Genomic DNA, 15,329 nt, shown 5'->3' with positions numbered 1-15,329 from the left:
TCATGGTCACTTTGCCAGCGCCAAGAGAGCGCTGGTGAATGCCAAGGAGTATAGAGTCCGTGGGTGGAGAGCAAGCGATAGTGGCACATTGGTGCTAATAATTTTGGCATTAGCCCAATAGCGATTGGTGCTAAGCGTCAGGCGATTTTCTTCTCGGGCGTCTCGAACACAGGTTCCAGGGCCGGCAAACCGAACGCTGCCCGGGCTGCATCGCAATCAGGGTTAGCGACGCCATCGACCCAGGACGAATCAAATTCCCGGCAGGTGCTCGAACGTTTGTCGTAGATCGAGCATTGCACCTCACTGCCCACATCACCCACCAGGCTGATGCAGCGTACGGGTTTGCAACCGGTGCCGAGCATCGCTACCCGGCTGGGACTGATCTGATCGACAAGCTCATCGGGCACTGTTCCCCCTGCCGAGGTGCATTCACCCCAGAAGAACGACACGCGAAAATGAGAACAGCAGGCACCGCAATTCAGACACGGACTGGCTTCGGACATGGGCGATTATCTAAAAGGAGTGGGCACGCAGGGGGGGCAAACAAGGCCGCTATTCTAGGCTTCGCCAGCGGCTTGGGAAGGGGGTGTGACAGGTATTTTTTCAGGGTGCCGGCAGGCTGAAAATGCACGTCCCGCGAACGCTCCCACAGGTCATGCGTCATGGCCTGATATCAGCCGTGCGAATAATGACAGACAGCTCAGGCAGGCCTGTCTAGATTGCAGACTCCGGGGACAGTGACGCCCCCATAACAATAAAAGAGACGGACCCATGCAGAACTCGACCCAAGCGGCGAATGCCTGGCGCATTCTGTTCCTGTTGTTCCTGGCCAACCTGTTCAACTTTTTCGACCGCACCATCCCGGCGATCATCATCGAACCGATCCGCATGGAATGGCACCTCAGTGACTTTCAACTGGGAATCATCGGTACGGCATTCACCATCGTCTACGCGATCGCCGGCCTGCCTCTGGGGCGCATGGCCGACACCGGTTCGCGCAGCAAGCTGATGGGCTGGGGCCTGGCAGTGTGGAGCGGTCTGACGGCGGTCAACGGCATGGTCGGCAGTTTCTGGAGTTTCCTGATCGTGCGCATGGGCGTCGGTATCGGTGAAGCCAGTTACGCGCCAGCGGCCAACTCGCTGATCGGCGACTTGTTCCCTGCTCACCGTCGTGCGCGAGCCATGGGCATCTTCATGCTCGGCTTGCCTTTGGGGCTTTTGCTGGCGTTCTTCACCATTGGCTGGATGGTCAAGGCCTTCGACAGCTGGCGTGCGCCGTTCTTTATCGCGGCGGTGCCGGGGCTGATCCTCGCGATTTTCATGTTCTTCATCAAGGAGCCCAAGCGCGGTGCCGCGGAAAGTGTGCAGGTTTCTCAGGAACGTATAGACCGGCCGATCCGCCGAGTGCTGGCGGTACCGACCTTCCTGTGGCTGGTCATGGCCGGCCTGTGTTTCAACTTCGCCACCTATGCCTGTAACTCGTTCCTGGTGCCGATGCTGCAGCGCTATTTCCTGATGCCGTTGCAGGAAGCGGCGGTGGCCACCGGTGTGATTGTCGGTGTCACCGGGTTGTTCGGCTTGACCCTTGGTGGCTGGATCGCAGACAAGATTCACCAGCGAGTGGCCAACGGTCGGCTGCTGTTTGCCGCATTCAGTCTGATCGTGTCCACCGTCTGCACCGCTTGGGCGCTGCACGCCGGTCGCATCGAGATCGGCGTTTTTGTAGCCGTGTTCAGCCTGGGTTGGCTGTTTGCCTACAACTTCTACACCTGCGTTTACACAGCGATTCAGGACGTGGTCGAGCCGCGCCTGCGGGCGACGGCGATGGCGCTGTTCTTTGCCGGGTTGTACCTGCTGGGTGGTGGTCTGGGGCCGGTGGTGGTGGGCGGTTTGTCCGATCACTTTGCCCACACGGCGATGCTGGCAGCCGGTGCCGAACAGATGACCGAGGCTTTCAAGGCTGTCGGCCTGCATGACGCCATGTACCTGATTCCGGTGGCGCTGTTTTTCACCATGGTGTTTCTGGTGTTGGCTTCGCGGTGTTTTGTGCGCGATGCCAAGCGGATGAAGGAGGGGTTGGTCGCCGTGGTTGAGCCAGAGGTTGCAGCGGCGACTGCATAATTGCTATCGCTAGCAGGCTAGCTCCCACATTGGATCTCCAGTGTGAATACGACCCCTGTGGGAGCTAGCCTGCTAGCGATGAGGCCATCGGCATCACCACAAAAGTCAGATAAAAAAAGGCCCGCATCGCTGCGGGCCTTCTTTTTTGCAGGGTGGAGCAGGGGACTTAACCCGCTACCAACACCCGGATCGCTTCCAGTCGCAGCGCCGCCTTGTCGAGCATGGCCAGGCCTTGCTCGCGTTGTTTGCGCAGGGCAACCAATTCGCTGTCGCGCACGGTCGGGTTGACTGCTTGCAACGCGGTCAGACGCGCCAGTTCTTCGTCGGTATCGGCGGCCAGGCGACGTTGCGCTTCGGCGACACGCTCGGCGTGGCGCGGGAAGATTTTCGCTTCGCCGGCATTGATCCGTGGCGTCAGTTGATCGCGCTGAGCCTGGATGAACTTGTTGGCGCTGGCACGCGGTACGCTTTCCAGCTGGTCGTTCAAGGTCTCGAACGACACGCGGGCCGACAGGTCGTTGCCGTTGGTGTCGAGCAGGCAGCGCAGGGCGGCCGGCGGCAGGTAACGGCCCAGTTGCAGCGAGCGCGGGGCAACCACTTCGCTGACATACAGCAGTTCCAGCAACACGGTGCCAGGTTTCAGCGCCTTGTTCTTGATCAGCGCCACGGCGGTGTTGCCCATGGAACCGGACAGCACCAGATCCATGCCGCCCTGAACCATCGGATGCTCCCAGGTGATGAACTGCATGTCCTCGCGGGACAGCGCCTGGTTACGGTCGTAGGTGATGGTCACGCCTTCGTCGTCGCCCAGCGGGAAGCTGGCGTCGAGCATTTTTTCGCTCGGCTTGAGGATCAGCGCGTTTTCCGAATGGTCTTCACTGTCGATGCCGAACGCGTCGAACAGGGTTTCCATGTAGATCGGCAGGGCGAACTGATCGTCCTGCTCAAGGATGTCTTCAACCAGTGCATCACCTTCGCCAGCACCACCGGAGTTGAGCTCCAGCAAACGGTCGCGGCCGGTGTGCAGCTCGGCTTCCAGACGCTCACGTTCGGTGCGGGCTTCGTCGATCAACGCTTGCCACTCGCCATCGTCGGCTTCTTCGAGCAGCGGCAGCAGGCGTGGGCCGAACTGATGCTGCAAGGCGTTGCCGGTCGGGCAGGTGTTGAGGAAGGCGTTCAGCGCTTCGTGGTACCACTGGAACAGGCGCTCTTGCGGGCTGGTTTCCAGGTACGGCACGTGCAGTTCGATGATGTGCTTCTGGCCGATCCGGTCCAGACGCCCGATACGTTGTTCCAGCAGGTCCGGATGGGACGGCAGGTCGAACAGCACCAAGTGATGGGAGAACTGGAAGTTGCGGCCTTCACTGCCGATTTCCGAGCAGATCAGTACTTGCGCGCCGAACTCTTCATCGGCGAAGTAGGCAGCGGCACGGTCACGCTCGAGGATGTTCATGCCCTCATGGAACACCGTGGCCGGGATGCCGGAACGCACGCGCAGGGCGTCTTCCAGGTCCATGGCGGTTTCGGCGTGGGCGCAGATCACCAGCACTTTGGTGCGCTTGAGCATTTTCAGCTGGTCGATCAGCCATTCGACACGCGGGTCGAACTTCCACCAGCGTTCTTCTTCATTGGCGTCCGGCTGGGCCTGGAAGCTGACTTCCGGGTACAGCTCGGCGTGATCGCCCAGCGGCAGTTCGAGGTATTCGTCGGGGCACGGCAGCGGGTACGGGTGCAGTTTGCGTTCCGGGAAACCCTGCACGGCGGCGCGGGTGTTACGGAACAGCACGCGGCCGGTGCCATGGCGGTCGAGCAGTTCGCGCACGAGGCGGGCGCTGGCTTCGGTGTCGCCATCGTTGACCGCCGTCAGCAGGGCTTCACCTTCGTTGCCGAGGAAACCGTGGATGGTCTTGTGTGCTTCAGGGGACAGGCGTCCCTTGTCGAGCAGTTCCTGAACGGCTTCGGCCACCGGGCGATAGTTTTCGCTCTCGGCGCGGAAGGCTTGCAGGTCGTGGAAACGGTTCGGGTCGAGCAGGCGCAGACGAGCGAAGTGGCTGTCCTGGCCCAGTTGTTCCGGGGTGGCGGTCAACAGCAGTACGCCGGGAATGGTTTCGGCGAGTTGTTCGACCAGCGAATATTGAGGGCTGACCTGATCTTCATGCCAGACCAAGTGGTGAGCCTCGTCGACCACCAGCAAGTCCCAACCCGCCGCGAACAGGGCGTCCTGGGCTTTCTCGTCGTCCACCAGCCATTCAAGTGCAACCAGCGCAAGCTGGGTGTCTTCGAACGGATTGGAGGCATCGCTTTCGATGAAGCGTTCTTCGTCGAACAGCGCGACTTGCAGGTTAAAGCGGCGGCGCATCTCGACCAGCCACTGGTGCTGGAGGTTTTCCGGTACCAGGATCAGTACGCGGTTGGCGCGGCCCGAGAGCAGTTGGCGATGGATCACCAGACCGGCTTCGATGGTTTTGCCCAGGCCCACTTCGTCGGCCAGCAGAACCCGTGGCGCGATACGGTCAGCCACTTCGCGGGCAATGTGCAGCTGGTGCGCGATCGGTTGCGCACGCACGCCGCCCAGGCCCCACAGCGAGGACTGCAACTGGCGGCTGGTGTGTTCCAGGGTGTGGTAACGCAGGGAGAACCAGGCCAGCGGATCGATCTGGCCGGCGAACAGTCGGTCGCTCGCCAAACGGAACTGGATGAAGTTCGACAGTTGGGTTTCCGGCAGGGTGACCACTTCGTTCTGCGCGTTGAGGCCGTGATAGACCAACAGGCCATCGACGTCGTCGACTTCGCGGACGGTCAGTTTCCAGCCTTCGAAGTGAGTGATGGAGTCACCCGGCGAAAACCGCACACGGGTGAGGGGCGCATTCCTTAGCGCGTACTGGCGAGTGTCGCCAGTGGCCGGGTAGAGCACGGTCAACAAGCGGCCGTCCTGTGCCAGAACGGTGCCTAAACCCAGCTCGGCTTCGCTGTCACTGATCCAGCGTTGCCCCGGTTGATACTGCTGCGCCATGCTGCCTGACTCCCACCTTGAAAAAGCGGGCTATCTTAACGGAATCGGACCTCCAGACCAAAAGGTTTACGGCACATGAGCTGCCGAAGGCTGCGATCTTTTGATCTCGGGGAACGCGTGAGTTCTACGTTGTCCGATAAAGATCGTAGTCGTCGGCAGCGCCTGCAAGTGCCAATTGAGTCACAGTTTGCGACCGATGGCTCAAGTCGCCATCCCCGCAGCCGACAGCCTGCTGACAGGAGACTGAAAATTATGCTGCCACCGATGCTCCCCTTGAGTGCCGTGCCGATCACTTCGCAACATGACCCGATCCGCCAGCGTCCGGAGATTCCACCGGTGGTGCCGGTGCAGGAAAGTTCGAAGGACAGCACCATCGACCTGCAGAACCGCGACCCGGAAGCGACCGCATTGCTGCTGCGTGAAGAGCAGCGCCGTAAACAGGAGCAGGAGCGCCGTCGCCGCGAAGCCGATGAGGCCCCTGAGGCCTATCTGGCCATTCCGGGGGATGAGCTCAATACCGACAATACGGTTCCCGTTGCACCGCTGATGGAAGATCAGCCACGCCAAGGGTTGTGGGTCGATATCGAGATTTGAGCGCACGACTGGTCAGCGCTGGCGTCAGGCCGCATTATTGGCACAATCCTGCCCAACTTGCGGCGACTGAAACCTCATATCAAGCGATGCACTGAACGCCATGAGCCAAGACGACAAACTGATCGACCTCAATGCAGAACGCGCCAAGCGTGTTCATGACCTCAATGACAAGCGACTTAATGAAGTGCGCCAGGCATTCGAGCAGGCAATGCCATTGGGCAAAGCCAAGAAAAAGTCGAAGAACAAACCGAAGAAACGCTGATACCTCCCCCGCATTGATTGATGCGGGTCAATCTTTTCCCTTCCGCTTGCCCAGTCTTGGGCGACATTGATCCCGGTCAATATTTTCTCCTGTCCGTTTGGTTAACTTAGCTCCATCGCAACACGGCAAGTACAGGAGACGCGTCATGTTTTTCGACAACGTGGTGATCGCCGGAGTGCTGACTGTCAGCCTCATGTTTGTATTTTTTGCAGGGTTCGGACTTTTTATCTGGAAGGATTCGCAAAAGCGCAAATAACCGTAGTTCCTTCCGGATGTAATGAGCACGCAAGGCATTTTAGGCAACTTCGGTTGCCTTTTTTTTTGCCTGTAAGAATGTAAATGCCAATAGAACACTGTGGGAGCGGTGTTTGCTGGATTAGAGGCATAAAAAAGGCGCGGTCCTTGCGGAGCGCGCCTTTTTCGTTGGGCTGCGTATCAGCTGCCCAGTGCCTTCGAGGCCAGCCAGAACAAACCGGCCGACAAGGCCACGGTCGCTGGCAGGGTCAGTACCCAGGCCAGCAGGATCGTTTTGACGGTGCCGCCCTGCAAGCCGCTTTTGTTAGCGACCATGGTCCCTGCCACGCCCGAGGACAGGACGTGGGTGGTGGACACTGGCAGGCTGAAGATGTTGGCCAGGCCGATCAGGCTGGCGGTGGTGATCTGGGCCGACATGCCCTGGGAATAGGTCATGCCTTGCTTGCCGATCTTCTCACCGATGGTCAGTACCACACGCTTCCAGCCCACCATGGTGCCAAGGCCCAGGGCCAGTGCGACCGCCAGAATCACCCAGAACGGCGCGTATTCGGTGGTGGTGGTCAGGTCTTTGCGCAGCTTGTCCAGGTCAGCCTTTTCACGGGGTGCCAGGCTTGGCAATTTGCTGACTTTCTTCGCGGTGTCATCCAGGCAAAGCAGGTAGCGACGCACTTCGATGCGGCTGTCCGACGACAACGAATGGTAGTCGGCTACGCCCTTGAGGGTGCCCAGCAGCGCGGTGATCGTCGGTTCGGTCTGTTGCGGGTTGCAACGGAACTTCTCCGGCAGGTCGCCTTCAACACTTTTGCCCAAGGCCAGGAACTCACCCAGGGTTTCAGAGTTGCGCTGGTAGAACTGACTCAGGTGCAAAGTGGCGTCGCGGGTCCGCTCGATCTGATAGGTGGTGCTGTTCAGGTCGAGTACGAACTGCGCCGGCACGATACCGATCAGTACCAGCATGATCAGGCCGATACCTTTCTGACCGTCGTTGGAACCGTGCACGAAGCTCACAGCCATGGCTGAAATCACCAGAACCAGACGGTTCCAGAACGGCGGGTGCTTCTTGTCGTCGATCTTGCGGCGCTCTTCCGGTGTCTTGTGCATCTTCGACAGAGGACGCCACCATTTAAGACCGATCAGGATCAGTGCAGCGATCAGGAAGCCTGCCATTGGCGAGAACACAAGCGACATGCCGATATCGATCGCTTTCTGCCAGTTCACGCCATCCGCCAACGGGATTTCGTTGATCAGGGCGTTCGCCAGGCCCACGCCGAGGATCGAACCGATCAGCGTATGGGAACTGGAGGCGGGGATACCGAAGTACCAGGTGCCCAGGTTCCAGGTGATGGCGGCGGCGAGCAACGAGAACACCATGGCCAGGCCGTGACCGGTGTTCACATTGATCAGCAGTTCTACCGGTAGCAGGTGGACGATGGCATACGCCACGCCGACACCGCCCAGCAACACGCCGAGGAAGTTGAACACACCGGAAAAGAACACTGCCAGGTGAGGCGGCATGGCTTTGGTATAGATAACGGTAGCCACCGCGTTAGCGGTGTCATGAAAGCCGTTGATGAACTCGAAGGCGAGGACAAAGGCCAGGGCGAGCAAGAGGCTCACAAGCACCCAAGCATCCAGTCCGCTGAATAAATCGATCATGAAGGTTTTCTGACCCGGTCATAAGGGGGCGGGATTATGCCAGAAAAGACTGACAATCAATGCATTCGCTGCTAATCGGTAACATTCTTCAACGATTTTTTTTTGAGCAGGACCCTAAGTCCCAGGGTTTTACTGTGATTTTTAAGTCATTGATATTGCTGTAAAAAACCTGAATCGCAAGGGTTTGGCGCCTGACAGCGAAGGGCTTGAGCGCTTGTGTGAAATATCTGAGAAGACGGTCAGATATGGGCATTTTGGTGTGCCCATTGATCGAGATGGCCGCCGCCCGCTCGTAGCGGGCGCGGAAGGCAGCATCAATACATCCCGCTTTTAACAGGTGTAGAGGCAGGCCCTTGAAGGATCAGGCCGAAGCGGTCATGGCTCTTCGGCTTTGAGTTCCTTTTCCATTTTCTGAATTTCTTGCTGAAAAACCTGATCCTGAACGGTGGCGCGTTTACGCCAGGGTTTGCGCTCCGGTTCCGGTTGAGCGGCGTAAGTGGTGACTTCTCCGCCGTAAACTTCCTTGTAACGTTGTTCCTGGCGCTCAAGTTCCGCGCGCAGTTCGTCTTTCGTCACAGTGATACCTGATTGAGTTGAGATTATTTCTGGTGAAACGCGCTGCATCAAATCGACTGACCGCACTCGTCGAATGGACAACGCCTTTAAAGGCATCGTGCTGACAACAGTGTGATCAATGCTTCCATGTCGCAGGCGGCCACGGCACCAGAGTTGAACGGCTGACGTAGCATCAATTTCCTTTCTCACAGAGCGCACTGACGAAATCCTTGCAATGGAAGTCAGGCGATTGCTGTGGTCGGCAACGATGGAGCTCGACATTGCCGGGTAGCAGGAACGGCAAATAAAAACCCGCCCGCTACTGAATTGTATTATAGCGGCCGATTTGAAGAACACTATCTCTGAAGAGTTAAAAGTGAAGCCGGGTGTGTGATCTTTGTGCTCGAAAATTTAATGCCAAGTAAACGCAATGGCCGATATCGATGTGCGGTGATGCGTTTCTGACGTCATTAAGTCAATCAAGTTGCAGTAACTTGAACGGCCATTAGATCTGGGGCCGAGACCATGTAAATTCAAGTTGGCGAGGTGGGCATGAAAACTTGGCCGCGCTCGTTCAGGCAGGCAAACGACGGATTGCGATTATCGGTCGAGCGTTCGATAATCGCCCGATGTTGACGGCTCGGGGTTGTGCGACAAGCGCCAGCCCCTTGTAATAGCCGCTGATCCGTGCGGGAAAAGGACCTTATATGAACGATCAATTGCGCAATTCTTTCGCTTCCGTCGCCCCGCCCATCGTCGCGTCCCCGGCCAAGCGGATCCAGGCATTGACCGGTGACCCGGACTTCATGACCTCACTGGCCCGTGGCCTGGCCGTGGTGCAAGCGTTTCAGGAGCGCAAACGGCACCTGACCATCGCCCAGATCAGCCACCGCACGGAAATTCCCCGTGCCGCCGTGCGCCGTTGCCTGCACACCTTGATCAAGCTCGGCTATGCCACCACCGACGGCCGCACTTATTCGTTGTTGCCCAAGGTGCTGACCCTCGGTCATGCCTATGTGTCCTCGACACCGCTGGCGGTTTCTGCCCAGCCTTATCTGGACCGCATGAGCGAGCAACTCCACGAGGCGTGCAACATGGCCACGCTGGAGGGCGAGGACATTCTGTACATCGCCCGGTCCGCAACCACTCAGCGCCTGATTTCGGTTGATCTGTCGGTGGGCGGGCGTTTACCGGCCTATTGCACGTCGATGGGCAGGATCCTGCTGGCCGCGCTGGATGACACGTCTTTGGGTGAGTACCTCGACCATGCCGAGTTGCAAGCCAAGACCAGCCGCACTATCCATACTCCCGAGGCGTTGCTCGAATGCCTGCAAGAAGTGCGGCAACAAGGGTGGTGCATCGTCGATCAGGAGCTCGAACAGGGCCTGCGTTCGATCGCCGTTCCGGTGTACGACGCTTCCGGTCAGGTGGTCGCCGCGCTCAATGTCAGCACCCATGCCGGCCGAGTCAGCCGCAACGAATTGGAGCAACGTTTTCTGCCCGGCCTGTTGAGTGCCAGCCGCGATCTCAGCGCTCAGCTGTTTGCCTAAGATGTTCGATAAACGCACAGAGTCGCGTTTATCGAATTGACGCTCTTTCCTCTGGCTCATTACTGTCGCGGCTTCGTCAGCGTCTGCTGACACTGTTCGCCTGCGATTCGTGGAATAAAAATAATGAACCAGCCTCAGTCTGCTGTAGGAAACTGCCTCGACGTGCAGTCCTTCATCAATGCCCAACCCATTTCGCGCTACCAGTGGCGCGTGGTGATCCTGTGTTTCCTGATTGTCTTCCTCGATGGCCTCGATACGGCGGCCATGGGGTTCATTGCGCCTGCGCTTTCTCAAGACTGGGGCATCGATCGCGCCAGTCTCGGCCCGGTGATGAGTGCAGCGTTGATCGGCATGGTCTTCGGCGCCCTGGGCTCCGGACCGCTGGCTGACCGCTTCGGGCGAAAAGTCGTACTGGTCGGCGCGGTGCTGTTGTTCGGCGCCTTCAGCCTGGCCTCTGCGTACAGCACCAATGTCGAGCAGTTGCTGGTGCTGCGCTTCCTGACCGGTCTGGGTCTGGGCGCCGGCATGCCGAACGCCACCACGCTGCTGTCGGAATACACCCCCGAGCGCAAAAAGTCCCTGCTGGTGACCAGCATGTTCTGCGGCTTCAACCTCGGCATGGCCGGTGGCGGATTCATTTCGGCCAAGCTGATTCCTGCGTTCGGCTGGCACAGCCTGTTGCTGATCGGCGGGGTCCTGCCGTTGATCCTGGCGGTGGTTTTGCTGTTCTGGTTGCCGGAGTCGGCGCGCTATCTCGTGGTTCGCAACCGCGGCACCGACAAGGTGCGCAAAGCGCTGGCACCGATTGACCCAAGCGTGGTGGCGCAGGCCTCCAGCTTCAGCGTGCCCGAACAGAAAACCGTGAAGGCGCGCAATGTGTTCGCGGTGATTTTCTCCGGCACCTACAGCGTCGGTACCTTGTTGTTGTGGCTGACCTACTTCATGGGCCTGGTCATTGTTTATCTGCTGACCAGTTGGTTGCCGACCCTGATGCGCGACAGCGGCGCGAGCATGGAGCAAGCAGCGTTCATCGGCGCGCTGTTCCAGTTTGGCGGCGTGCTCAGCGCAGTGGGCGTGGGCTGGGCGATGGATCGGTTCAATCCGCACAAGGTCATCGGCACTTTCTACCTGTTGGCCGGGGTGTTTGCCTACGCGGTGGGACAGAGCCTGGGCAATATCACCCTCCTGGCGACGCTGGTGCTGGTGGCCGGGATGTGCGTCAACGGTGCGCAATCGGCGATGCCATCGCTGGCGGCGCGGTTCTATCCGACGCAGGGGCGTGCGACCGGTGTGTCGTGGATGCTCGGCATCGGTCGTTTCGGTGCCATCCTCGGTGCCTGGATGGGCGCCACGCTGTTGGGCCTCGGCTGGAACTTCGAGCAAGTGCTGACGGCGCTGGTGATTCCGGCCGCGCTGGCGACCGTGGCGGTGGTGATCAAGGGCATGGTCAGTCATGCGGATGCGACCTGATTCCGGTTTGAAATAGTGGTGTAGCAGTAAAAGATCGCAGCCTGCGGCAGCTCCTACAGGGGAATGTATAAATCTGTAGGAGCTGCCGCAGGCTGCGATCTTTTGGGGGCTGCGCATAAAGATAGCCAGGCAACAATGTGTTCGATAAACGAACACTCAGTCGATTATCGGATTGTTTGGCGTTTTGCACGGGCTTAATCTTCAGTCATTCCGGCGCTGCGCATCGGCGCCTTCTTCCACTGTCGGTTAACAATAAACGGGAGCCTGCCCCAATGGCTGAAATCCTTTCGCTGCACGACGCGGTGAAGCAATTCGTAAACGACGGCGATACCGTTGCGCTCGAAGGCTTCACTCACTTGATCCCTACGGCGGCGGGTCACGAAATCATTCGCCAGGGCAAGAAAGACCTGACGCTGGTGCGGATGACCCCTGACCTGATCTACGACCAGTTGATCGGTGCCGGTTGTGCTCGCAAGCTGATTTTCTCCTGGGGCGGTAACCCGGGTGTTGGTTCGCTGCATCGACTGCGTGACGCCGTCGAGAAGCAGTGGCCCCACGCGCTGGAAATCGAAGAACACAGCCACGCCGACCTGGCCAATGCCTACGTCGCCGGTGCTTCCGGCCTACCGTTCGCAGTGCTGCGTGCCTACGCCGGTTCTGACCTGCCGAAGGTCAACCCGCTGATCAAATCCGTGACCTGCCCGTTCACCGGTGAAGTGTTGGCCGCCGTGCCTTCTGTGCGTCCGGACATCACCGTGATTCACGCGCAGAAAGCCGACCGCAAGGGCAACGTGCTGCTCTGGGGCATCCTCGGCGTGCAAAAAGAAGCCGCACTGGCGGCCAAGCGCTGCATCGTCACCGTTGAAGAAATCGTCGATGACCTCAATGCACCGATGAACTCCTGTGTCTTGCCGACTTGGGCCTTGAGCGCGGTTTGCCACGTACCTGGCGGTGCGCATCCTTCCTACGCCCACGGTTACAACGAGCGCGACAACCGCTTCTATCAAGCCTGGGACCCGATTGCCCGCGACCGTGAAACCTTTACCGCGTGGATCAACGAGTACATCCATGGCAGCGCTGACTTCAGCGAGTTCCAGGCCAAACTGGCCGCCGCTTCGGAGGCGAAGTAATGACTTACACCACCAATGAAATGATGACCGTCGCCGCTGCCCGTCGCTTGAAGAACGGTTCGGTGTGCTTCGTCGGTATCGGCCTGCCGTCGAAAGCGGCCAACCTGGCGCGCCTGACTTCCTCGCCTGATGTCGTCTTGATCTACGAATCGGGTCCGATTGGGGCCAAGCCGAGCGTATTGCCACTGTCGATCGGTGACGGTGAACTGGCGGAAACCGCTGACACCGTCGTACCGACCGGTGAGATTTTTCGCTATTGGTTGCAGGGCGGTCGCATTGACGTCGGCTTCCTCGGCGCGGCGCAGGTCGACCGTTTCGGCAACATCAACACCACCGTGGTCGGTGATTACCACTCGCCGAAAGTGCGCCTGCCAGGTGCCGGTGGCGCGCCGGAGATCGCCGGTTCCGCCAAGAGCGTGCTGATCATCCTCAAGCAGTCGGCGCGTTCGTTTGTCGACAAGCTCGACTTCATTACCTCGGTCGGCCATGGTGAGGGCGGCGATTCGCGCAAGCGTCTCGGCCTGCCAGGCGCCGGTCCGGTCGGCATCATTACCGACCTGTGCATCATGGAACCGGAGGAGGGCACCCACGAGTTCGTGGTCACCGCACTGCACCCGGGCGTGACCCGCGAACAAGTGGTAGCGGCCACCGGTTGGGCGATTCGCTTTGCCGACACGATTGAGCACACCGCCGAGCCGACTGAAGTCGAGCTGACCGCGCTGCGCGATCTCGAAGCCCGTACCGCGGCCGCCCACGGCCAAGCTCCCGGAGAAGCGTGATGCGTGACGTTTATATCTGCGACGCGATCCGCACTCCCATCGGCCGTTTCGGCGGCGGCTTGTCGACGGTTCGCGCCGACGACCTCGCCGCCGTGCCGATCAAGGCCTTGATGGAGCGCAACCCGTCGGTGGACTGGAACGCCGTGGACGAGGTGTTCCTCGGCTGCGCCAACCAGGCCGGTGAAGACAACCGTAACGTGGCGCGCATGGCGCTGCTGCTGGCCGGCCTGCCGGAAACCATTCCGGGTGTGACCCTCAACCGCCTCTGCGCTTCGGGCATGGATGCCATCGGCACCGCGTTCCGCGCTATCGCCAGTGGCGAGATGGAGCTGGCGATTGCCGGTGGCGTCGAGTCGATGTCCCGTGCGCCGTTCGTGATGGGCAAGGCCGACGCGGCGTTTTCGCGCAACATGAAACTGGAAGACACCACCATCGGCTGGCGCTTCATCAACCCGTTGATGAAAGCCCAGTACGGTGTGGACGCGATGCCGCAGACTGCTGACAACGTTGCGGATGACTACAAGGTATCTCGCGCCGATCAGGACGCGTTCGCCCTACGCAGTCAGCAACGCACCGCCGCCGCGCAAGCCGCAGGCTTTTTCGCCGAAGAAATCGTCGAAGTGCGCATTGCCCACAAGAAGGGTGAAACCGTGGTCAGCCAGGACGAACATCCTCGCGCCGACACCACGCTCGAAGCCCTGACCAAACTGAAACCGGTCAACGGCCCCGACAAAACCGTCACGGCCGGCAATGCCTCGGGCGTGAACGACGGTGCTGCCGCGTTGATCCTGGCCTCGGCCGAAGCGGTGAAGAAACACGGCCTGACGGCCCGTGCCAAAGTGCTGGGCATGGCCAGCGCCGGTGTTGCCCCGCGTGTAATGGGCATCGGTCCGGTACCGGCAGTGCGTAAACTGATCGAGCGCCTCGGCGTGGCGGTCAGCGATTTCGACGTGATCGAACTCAACGAAGCCTTCGCCAGCCAGGGTTTGGCAGTGTTGCGTGAACTGGGGATCGCGGATGATGCGGCGCAGGTCAACCCGAACGGCGGCGCCATTGCCTTGGGGCATCCGTTGGGCATGAGTGGCGCGCGGTTGGTGTTGACCGCTTTGCATCAGCTGGAAAAAACCGGCGGCAAGAAAGGTCTGGCGACTATGTGCGTCGGCGTTGGCCAAGGTCTGGCACTGGCGATCGAGCGCGTCTGACACGCGCCGTCGACTTATAAGAATTGAGGAAAGTGTAATGACTGACAAGCCTGGTTACCGTCGCCCGCAGGAAGGCACCCAGCCGCCTTATCTGCATCCGACCTACCAATCCACCAACCTGCGCTCGCCGTCCAAGCCGTTGGTGTTCCTGCCGCATTCGTTGTCGGAAATTACCGGTCCGACCGTAGGTGCCGAACGCATCAACGAGAAGGACAACGACCTGACCGCCCAGCATGACGCGGAACCTCAGGGTGAGCGCATCATCATCCACGGCCGCGTGCTGGACGAAAACGGTCTGCCGGTGCCGGGGATTCTGGTGGAGATCTGGCAGGCCAACGCCGCCGGTCGCTACGCCCATGCCCGTGATTTGCACGACGCGCCGCTGGACCCGAACTTCACCGGCACTGGCCGCACCGTGACCGACGCCGATGGCTGGTATCAGTTCCAGACCATCAAGCCTGGCGCCTATCCGTGGGGCAACCATCACAATGCCTGGCGCCCGGCGCACATCCATTTTTCGCTGTTCGGGCCGAGCATCCTCACGCGTCTGGTCACCCAAATGTATTTCCCGGGCGATCCGCTGCTGGCCTACGACCCGATCTACAACTGTGTGCCGGATACCCGCGCCAAAGAGCGTTTGATCGCCACGTTCGATCTGGAAAAAACCATCCCTTCCTATGCCCTCGGTTATCGCTGGGACATCGTTTTGCGCGGCCGCGACGCCACGCCGATGGAGAAATAA

14 protein-coding genes are annotated in these 15,329 nt (G+C 59.8%); 10 read left to right on the top strand and 4 right to left on the bottom strand.

Annotation, left to right across the window (positions count from 1 at the left end; all coding sequences use genetic code 11):
* Nucleotides 1–137: 137 nt before the first annotated feature.
* The gene (locus tag CKW19_RS16075; protein WP_095058730.1) at nucleotides 138–503 is read right to left on the bottom strand and encodes a YkgJ family cysteine cluster protein; all 366 of its coding nucleotides are present in this window, start codon (nucleotides 501–503) and stop codon (nucleotides 138–140) included.
* Between the two features lie 268 nt (nucleotides 504–771).
* On the opposite strand from CKW19_RS16075, the gene CKW19_RS16070 reads away from it, so the two are divergent.
* Nucleotides 772–2,121 carry an MFS transporter gene (locus CKW19_RS16070; RefSeq protein ID WP_095058729.1) on the top strand — a complete coding sequence of 450 codons (1,350 nt, stop codon included), beginning with the start codon at nucleotides 772–774 and terminating at the stop codon, nucleotides 2,119–2,121.
* A gap of 166 nt (nucleotides 2,122–2,287) precedes the next feature.
* On the opposite strand, the gene rapA is transcribed toward CKW19_RS16070, so the two are convergent.
* Nucleotides 2,288–5,134 carry an RNA polymerase-associated protein RapA gene (rapA, locus tag CKW19_RS16065; RefSeq protein WP_095058728.1) on the bottom strand — a complete coding sequence of 949 codons (2,847 nt, stop codon included), beginning with the start codon at nucleotides 5,132–5,134 and terminating at the stop codon, nucleotides 2,288–2,290.
* A 252-nt stretch (nucleotides 5,135–5,386) separates the two neighbouring features.
* Between rapA and CKW19_RS16060 the strand changes: the two genes are divergently transcribed.
* From CKW19_RS16060 to ccoM, 3 genes are all read left to right on the top strand, one after another.
* A complete protein-coding gene (locus tag CKW19_RS16060; RefSeq protein WP_095058727.1) occupies nucleotides 5,387–5,728 on the top strand; it encodes an aspartate-semialdehyde dehydrogenase in 342 nt (113 codons plus the stop codon).
* Between the two features lie 100 nt (nucleotides 5,729–5,828).
* Entirely contained in the window at nucleotides 5,829–5,990 is a 162-nt protein-coding gene (locus tag CKW19_RS28865) for a hypothetical protein (RefSeq protein ID WP_095058726.1), read from the top strand.
* 145 nt (nucleotides 5,991–6,135) lie between these two features.
* Complete coding sequence (gene ccoM, locus CKW19_RS29345) at nucleotides 6,136–6,246, top strand: cytochrome c oxidase subunit CcoM (RefSeq protein WP_007998356.1); 111 nt, start codon at nucleotides 6,136–6,138, stop codon at nucleotides 6,244–6,246.
* A 179-nt stretch (nucleotides 6,247–6,425) separates the two neighbouring features.
* Here the strand turns inward: ccoM and CKW19_RS16050 are convergent, their stop codons facing one another.
* Complete coding sequence (locus CKW19_RS16050; protein ID WP_095058725.1) at nucleotides 6,426–7,901, bottom strand: inorganic phosphate transporter; 1,476 nt, start codon at nucleotides 7,899–7,901, stop codon at nucleotides 6,426–6,428.
* Nucleotides 7,902–8,276: 375 nt separating this feature from the next.
* Complete coding sequence (locus CKW19_RS16045) at nucleotides 8,277–8,477, bottom strand: hypothetical protein (RefSeq protein WP_008054177.1); 201 nt, start codon at nucleotides 8,475–8,477, stop codon at nucleotides 8,277–8,279.
* Between the two features lie 686 nt (nucleotides 8,478–9,163).
* Here CKW19_RS16045 and pcaR point away from each other — a divergent pair.
* The 6 genes from pcaR to pcaH all read left to right on the top strand — a co-directional run bounded on the left by pcaR (nucleotide 9,164) and on the right by pcaH (nucleotide 15,329).
* Nucleotides 9,164–10,006, top strand: a complete 843-nt coding sequence (gene pcaR, locus CKW19_RS16040) for a pca regulon transcriptional regulator PcaR (protein ID WP_095058724.1) — start codon at nucleotides 9,164–9,166, stop codon at nucleotides 10,004–10,006.
* Between the two features lie 123 nt (nucleotides 10,007–10,129).
* Entirely contained in the window at nucleotides 10,130–11,476 is a 1,347-nt protein-coding gene (locus tag CKW19_RS16035; protein ID WP_095058723.1) for an MFS transporter, read from the top strand.
* A 272-nt stretch (nucleotides 11,477–11,748) separates the two neighbouring features.
* On the top strand, nucleotides 11,749–12,606 hold the full coding sequence (locus CKW19_RS16030; protein WP_008054173.1) for a CoA transferase subunit A: 858 nt from the start codon (nucleotides 11,749–11,751) through the stop codon (nucleotides 12,604–12,606).
* Nucleotides 12,606–13,385 carry a CoA-transferase subunit beta gene (locus CKW19_RS16025; RefSeq protein ID WP_095058722.1) on the top strand — a complete coding sequence of 260 codons (780 nt, stop codon included), beginning with the start codon at nucleotides 12,606–12,608 and terminating at the stop codon, nucleotides 13,383–13,385. The genes CKW19_RS16030 and CKW19_RS16025 overlap by 1 nt, the downstream gene beginning before the upstream one ends.
* A complete protein-coding gene (gene pcaF, locus CKW19_RS16020; RefSeq protein ID WP_174245503.1) occupies nucleotides 13,382–14,587 on the top strand; it encodes a 3-oxoadipyl-CoA thiolase in 1,206 nt (401 codons plus the stop codon). Before CKW19_RS16025 ends, pcaF begins: the two co-directional genes overlap by 4 nt.
* 37 nt (nucleotides 14,588–14,624) lie before the next feature.
* Nucleotides 14,625–15,329: a protocatechuate 3,4-dioxygenase subunit beta gene (gene pcaH, locus CKW19_RS16015; protein WP_095058721.1), complete on the top strand. Its 705-nt coding sequence runs from the start codon at nucleotides 14,625–14,627 to the stop codon at nucleotides 15,327–15,329.

Origin of the sequence: Pseudomonas sp. Irchel s3f7 (assembly GCF_900187615.1) — a bacterium.
Lineage (GTDB): Bacteria > Pseudomonadota > Gammaproteobacteria > Pseudomonadales > Pseudomonadaceae > Aquipseudomonas.
The sequence above is the reverse complement of the archived record's forward strand: the minus strand, read 5'-3'. Positions and strand labels throughout refer to the sequence as shown.

Bases quoted from the DNA above. Each gene is read 5' to 3' on its own strand.
- CKW19_RS16075 (WP_095058730.1), bottom strand. From the start codon at position 503: ATGTCCGAAGCCAGTCCGTGTCTGAATTGCGGTGCCTGCTGTTCTCAT.
- CKW19_RS16070 (WP_095058729.1), top strand. From the start codon at position 772: ATGCAGAACTCGACCCAAGCGGCGAATGCCTGGCGCATTCTGTTCCTG.
- rapA (WP_095058728.1), bottom strand. From the start codon at position 5,134: ATGGCGCAGCAGTATCAACCGGGGCAACGCTGGATCAGTGACAGCGAA.
- CKW19_RS16060 (WP_095058727.1), top strand. From the start codon at position 5,387: ATGCTGCCACCGATGCTCCCCTTGAGTGCCGTGCCGATCACTTCGCAA.
- CKW19_RS28865 (WP_095058726.1), top strand. From the start codon at position 5,829: ATGAGCCAAGACGACAAACTGATCGACCTCAATGCAGAACGCGCCAAG.
- ccoM (WP_007998356.1), top strand. From the start codon at position 6,136: ATGTTTTTCGACAACGTGGTGATCGCCGGAGTGCTGACTGTCAGCCTC.
- CKW19_RS16050 (WP_095058725.1), bottom strand. From the start codon at position 7,901: ATGATCGATTTATTCAGCGGACTGGATGCTTGGGTGCTTGTGAGCCTC.
- pcaR (WP_095058724.1), top strand. From the start codon at position 9,164: ATGAACGATCAATTGCGCAATTCTTTCGCTTCCGTCGCCCCGCCCATC.
- CKW19_RS16035 (WP_095058723.1), top strand. From the start codon at position 10,130: ATGAACCAGCCTCAGTCTGCTGTAGGAAACTGCCTCGACGTGCAGTCC.
- CKW19_RS16030 (WP_008054173.1), top strand. From the start codon at position 11,749: ATGGCTGAAATCCTTTCGCTGCACGACGCGGTGAAGCAATTCGTAAAC.
- CKW19_RS16025 (WP_095058722.1), top strand. From the start codon at position 12,606: ATGACTTACACCACCAATGAAATGATGACCGTCGCCGCTGCCCGTCGC.
- pcaH (WP_095058721.1), top strand. From the start codon at position 14,625: ATGACTGACAAGCCTGGTTACCGTCGCCCGCAGGAAGGCACCCAGCCG.